The organism is Streptomyces sp. NPDC051913 (genome assembly GCF_044593635.1).
Classification (GTDB): Bacteria; Actinomycetota; Actinomycetes; order Streptomycetales; family Streptomycetaceae; genus Streptomyces.
This window is the reverse complement of the sequence record NZ_JBIUCI010000046.1, coordinates 1-5614: the sequence shown is the minus strand read 5'-3', so window position 1 is coordinate 5614 and position 5614 is coordinate 1. Positions and strand designations below refer to the sequence as shown.

The window sequence follows — 5614 nt, the reverse complement described above, 5'->3', positions numbered from 1 at the left end:
GTCCGCCCACTGGCCGGTGAAGAGCGTGAACTGTCGTGGCATCTCGGAGACCCTCCTCAGACGGCGACGGGCGTGTAGACGGAGTTCTTCTCGGCGCTCTCCTCCACCGCGGCGAGCACCCGCTGCACCTGGAGACCATCGGCGAAGGACGGGTCGGGGCGGCGGCCCTCGGCGACGGCACGGACGAGGTCGCGGGCCTGGTGGACGAAGGTGTGCTCGTAGCCGAGGCCGTGGCCGGGCGGCCACCAGGCGTCCAGGTAGGGGTGGTCGGGTTCGGTGACGAGGATGCGGCGGAAGCCGGCGTGGGTGCCGGGCTCGGTGCCGTCGTGGTAGGAGAGTTCGTTGAGGCGTTCCAGGTCGAAGGCCAACGAGCCGTGTTCGCCGTTGAGTTCGATGCGCAGGGCGTTCTTGCGGCCGGTGGCGTAGCGGGTCGCCTCGAAGGAGGCGAGGGCGCCGGAGGTGAAGCGGCCGGTGAACAGGGCGGCGTCGTCGACGGTGACCGGGCCGGTACCTCCGGCCGGGGCGGCCGACAGGCCCTTCACCGCACCGGCCGGCAGCGGCCGTTCACGGATGAAGGTCTCCGTCATGGCGGACACCCCGGCCAGTCGCTCCCCCGCCAGGTACTGGGCGAGGTCGATGATGTGGGCGCCCAGGTCGCCGAGCGCGCCCGAACCCGCCAGCTCCTTGCGCAGTCGCCAGGTGAGGGGGAACTCCGGGTCCACGAGCCAGTCCTGAAGGTAGGTCACTCGCACATGCCGCAGGGTGCCGAGTCGGCCCTCGGCGACCATGTTCCGGGCGAGGGCGGTGGCGGGCACCCGGCGGTAGTTGAAGCCGACCATCGCCAACTGGCCGCGGCCGTACGCCTCCTCGGCGGCCCGCGCCATCGCCGAGGCTTCCTCGACCGTGTTGGCGAGGGGCTTCTCGCACAGCACGTGCTTGCCCGCGGCCAGCGCGGCGACGGCGATGTCGGCATGACTGTCGCCGGGGGTGCAGATGTCGACGAGGTCGACGTCGTCCCGGGCGATCAGCGCCCGCCAGTCGGTCTCGGCCGCCGCCCAGCCGTGCCGGTCGGCCGCCGCCCGCACGGCGTCCGGGTCGCGCCCGCAGATCGCGGCCAGCACTGGCCGCCTGGGCAGGTCGAAGACGCGCCCCACGGTGCGCCAGCCCTGGGAGTGGGCGGCGCCCATGAAGGCGTAGCCGACCATGCCCACCCGGAGCGGCGGCTTCTCGCCCCCTTCTGACTGCTGCGGCTGTGCCATGCGCGATGTCCTCCTCGTCGTCGTGGCGCGGTGGGGGGTGCGGCCTGCCCGACGTGCCAGCGCGGCGCGTCGGGCGGACGGCTCACTTGAAGCCGGTGGACATGTACTGGTCGACGTTGGTCTTGTCGACGACGGCCGAGTAGAGGGTGATGGAGGCCGGGATCTCGAACTCGGCGAGGCCGCCGACGCCCTTGCTCTGGCCGAGGGCACGGGCGAGGTCGATGGCGGAGGCGGCCATCGTCGGCGGGTACAGGACGGTCGCCTTGAGGACGCCGTCGTCCTGTTTGACGGCCTGGAACGCGGACAGGGCGCCGGCGCCGCCCACCATCAGGAAGTCGTCGCGCCCGGCCTGCTCGATGGCCCTGAGCGCGCCCACGCCCTGGTCGTCGTCGTGGTTCCACAGCGCGTCGAACTTCGACTGGGCCTGGAGGAGTTGGGCCATCTTGGCCTGCCCGGACTCCACGGTGAACTCGGCGGCCTGCCGGGCCACCTTCTTGACGTTGGGGTAGTTCTTCAGGGCGTCGTCGAAGCCCTTGGTGCGCTGCTGGGTCAGCTCCAGGTTGTCGAGACCGGCCAGCTCGATGACGCGGGCGTCGGACTTCCCCTTGAGCTTCTCGCCGATGTAGTGCCCGGCGTTGAGGCCCATGCCGTAGTTGTCGCCGCCGATCCAGCAGCGGTACGCCTGCGGGGAGTTGAAGATCCGGTCGAGGTTGATGACCGGTATCCCGGCGCGCATCGCCTTGAGGCCGACCTGGGTGAGGGCCTTGCCGTCGGCCGGGAGGATCACCAGGACGTCGACCTTCTTGTTGATGAGCGTCTCGATCTGGCCGATCTGCTGGGCGGTGTCGTTGGAGCCCTCGGTGATCTCCAGGGTCACGTCCGAGTACTTCTTCGCTCGGCTCTTGGCGTTGTCGTTGATGGCGTTGAGCCAGCCGTGGTCGGCCTGCGGGCCCGCGAAGCCGATGGTGACGGCCTTGCCGGGCTTGTCGTCGGCGGCGGGCTGGTCGTTGGCTGCCGGTTCGTCGTCGGAGTCGTTACTCGTGCATCCGACGAGGAGGGCACCGGCTCCCATGGCGGCGGTACCGAAGAGCAGCCCTCTGCGACTGGTGAGCTCTGGCATGGCGGTGAACCCTTTCCTCAGGTCGTGCTTGCGGTACGGCGCTGGACCAGCACGGCGGCGACGATGATCGCGCCCTTGGCGATCTGCTGGACGTCGCTCTGCAGGTTGTTCAGGGCGAAGATGTTGGTGATCGTGGTGAAGATCAGCACGCCGAGGACGGAGCCGGTGATGGTGCCCCGGCCGCCGCTGAGCAGCGTGCCGCCGATGATCGCGGCGGCGATCGCGTCGAGCTCGTAGAGGTTGCCGTTGGTGTTCTGGCCGGAGCCGGACAGGATGATCAGCAGGAAGGCGGCGATGCCGCAGCACAGCCCGGACAGCAGGTAGAGGTAGAGGCGTTGGCGGCGGACGTCGATGCCGGCGAGCCGGGCGGCCTCCGCGTTGCCGCCGACGGCGACCGTGCGGCGGCCGAAGGTGGTGCGGTTGAGGACCAGCCAGCCGATGACGGTGACGACGGCGAAGACCATGACGAGCGGCGGGACGCCGAGGACGTACGCGTCGCGCAGACCGAGGTCGAGGACGCTGTCGACGGTGACGATCTGCGTCTTGCCGTCGGTGATCTGCAGGGCGAGGCCACGCGCCGAGGCGAGCATGGCGAGGGTGGCGATGAACGGGACCATCCCGCCGTACGCGATGAGCAGTCCGTTGACCAGGCCGCAGCCGAGACCCACGAGGACCGCGGTGAGGAGGATGCCGCCGAAGCCGTACTCCTGGGTGGCGACGGTGGTCGCCCACACGGAGGCGAGGGCGACGATCGCGCCGACGGACAGGTCGATACCGCCCGACATGATCACGAAGGTCATGCCGACCGTGACGACGCCGATCACGGAGGCCTGGGTGAGGACGAGTTGAAGGTTGCGGGTGTCGAGGAATTCGTCCGGCTTGGTGATCCCGCCGACCAGGACCAGCGCGGCGAGGACACCGAGCAGCGAGAGCGTGCGGACGTCGGCGTGGGCGAACAAGCCACGCCACAAAGGGGGTTGACCGGTCGACGGCACCTTGTCGGTGTTGTCCCGCGGCGGGGAGGCATGCTGCGTCATGACGCCGGACTTCCTTCCATGACGAGGTCGAGTACGCGGTGTTCGTCGAGTTCGCGGGCGGGCGCGGTGTGCACGACGCGCCCGTCGCGGAGCACCAGGACGCGGTCGGCGAGGCCGAGCACCTCGGGAACCTCGCTGGAGACCAGCAGCACGGCCAAGCCCTCGTCGGCGAGCCGGCGGATCACCGCGTACAGCTCGGCGCGGGCGCCGACGTCGACACCTCGGGTCGGCTCGTCGAGGAGCAGTACCCGGCAGCCGCGCAGGAGCCAGCGGGCGAGGACGGCCTTCTGCTGGTTGCCGCCGGACAGGGTGCGGACCGGCGCGGAGGGGTTGTCGGGGCGCAGCGACAGCTCGCGCGTGGCCGCCCGGGCAGCGCCTCGCTCCGCACTCCGGTCGAGCCAACCTCCGTGCGAGAAGCGGGACATGGAGGAGACGGAGACATTGCGGGTGACGGACTCCAGCATGAGCAGCGCCTGCGCCTTGCGTTCCTCGGGGGCGAGCCCCAGTCCGGCCCGGACGGCGGCACGCACGCTCCCGGTCCGCAACGGGCTGCCGTCGACGCTCACTTGACCGGCCGACGGCTTCCGCGCGCCGTAGATCGTCTCCAGGATCTCGGAGCGCCCCGAGCCGACCAGTCCGGCGAGTCCGACGATCTCCCCGGGGTGCACGGTGAGGTCGAGCGGCTCGAACTCACCGTCCCGTGCGAGCCCTCGTACCTCAAGGACCGGCGCGCCCTCGGGAGCCGAGACGGGCCGGTCCGGGAACACGTACTCGACGTTGCGCCCGGTCATCATCGCGACGACGTCACGCGTCGGCGTGCTCTTGGCGGGCAGCCCACCGGCCACGGCCCGGCCGTCCTTCAGCACGGTCACCCGGTCGCCGATGCGCCGGATCTCCTCCAGCCGGTGGGAGATGTGGACGACGGCGACACCGTCGGCGGTCAGGTCGCCGACGATGCGGAAGAGGTTGTCGACCTCGTCCGGGTCGAGAGCGGCGGAGGGCTCGTCCATCACGATGAGCCGTACGTCGTGGGAGAGGGCCCGCGCCATCGAGACGATCTGCTGCTGGGCCGCCGACAACTCGCCGACCAGGCGCGCCGGATCGATCTCGGCGTGCCCGAGTCGCTTGAGCAGCTGAGCCGTTGAGGACCGCGCGCTGCGCCGTCGTACGACGAAGCCGGCGGTCGTCGGCTCGTGGCCGAGGTGGACGTTCTCGGCCACGGACAGGTGCTCCACCAGGTCGAGTTCCTGGTAGATGGTGGCGATGCCGAGGCGCATGGCGGCGATGGGCGAGCGCAGGGTGACCGGTGAACCGCGCCAGGTGATGATCCCGCCGTCGGGCTGGTGGGCGCCGGCGAGGACCTTGATGAGGGTGGACTTGCCGGCCCCGTTCTGGCCGAGCAGGCAGTGCACCTCACCGGCCTGGACCTCCAGGTCGACGCCGTCGAGGGCCCGGACGCCGGGGAACGACTTGGTGATTTTGGACATGCTGAGCAGCGGTGGTTCTGGTGCCATGAGGTCCCCTTGGCGGGCGTGCGGGCCGGTTTCAGGGCAGGGCGAAGCAGGGGGTGCGGTACCGAAGCTGTACGGAGGTCGGGTCTACGCGGGTGAGAACAGGTGGTCGCTGATCAGTCGGGCCGCGCCGATGACGCCGGCGGTGGGGCCCAACTCCCCCAGGACAATGGGCAGGTTGCCGGTCGCCAGAGGCAGCGACTGGCGGTAGACCTGGGTGCGGATCGCGGCGAGCAGGGTGTGGCCGAGGCCGGTCACGCCACCGCCGATCACCACCAGACCGGGGTTGAAGAAGCTGACCAGGCCGGCGATGACCTGGCCGGTGTGATTGCCGCCCTCGCGGATCAGGTCGAGGGCGGTGGCGTCACCGGCGGCGGCCGCTGCGGCGACATCGACGGCGGTGAGAGCGCCGTTCGCCGCCAGTCGGCTCGCCAGTTCGTCCGACAGCCCCTGCTGGGCCGCCTCGACGGCGTCCCGGGCGAGGGCCGCCCCGCTGAAGTGGGCTTCCAGACAGCCCCGGTTGCCGCAGGCGCACGGACGCCCGTCGGGCACCGCCTGGATGTGCCCGATGTCGCCCGCGCTACCGGTGACCCCGCGGTGGACACTGCCGCCGACGACGATGCCGCAACCGATACCCGTACCGATCTTGACGCAGAGGAAGTCCCCCACGGAACGGGCGACACCCGC

5 protein-coding genes are annotated in these 5614 nt (G+C 70.8%); all 5 read right to left on the bottom strand.

Annotated features, from left to right (window positions below; translation table 11 throughout):
* Positions 1–56 precede the first annotated feature (56 nt).
* Complete coding sequence (locus ACIHIX_RS47840) at positions 57–1259, bottom strand: Gfo/Idh/MocA family protein (protein WP_399966973.1); 1203 nt, start codon at positions 1257–1259, stop codon at positions 57–59.
* A gap of 82 nt (positions 1260–1341) precedes the next feature.
* Entirely contained in the window at positions 1342–2379 is a 1038-nt protein-coding gene (locus ACIHIX_RS47835; protein ID WP_399966972.1) for a substrate-binding domain-containing protein, read from the bottom strand.
* Positions 2380–2396: 17 nt separating this feature from the next.
* Positions 2397–3416 carry an ABC transporter permease gene (locus tag ACIHIX_RS47830; protein WP_399966971.1) on the bottom strand — a complete coding sequence of 340 codons (1020 nt, stop codon included), beginning with the start codon at positions 3414–3416 and terminating at the stop codon, positions 2397–2399.
* Positions 3413–4930: a sugar ABC transporter ATP-binding protein gene (locus ACIHIX_RS47825; RefSeq protein ID WP_399966970.1), complete on the bottom strand. Its 1518-nt coding sequence runs from the start codon at positions 4928–4930 to the stop codon at positions 3413–3415. Before ACIHIX_RS47825 ends, ACIHIX_RS47830 begins: the two co-directional genes overlap by 4 nt.
* Before the next feature lie 84 nt (positions 4931–5014).
* Positions 5015–5614: ROK family protein (locus ACIHIX_RS47820; protein ID WP_399966968.1), on the bottom strand; the 600-nt coding region annotated here is incomplete at its 5' end.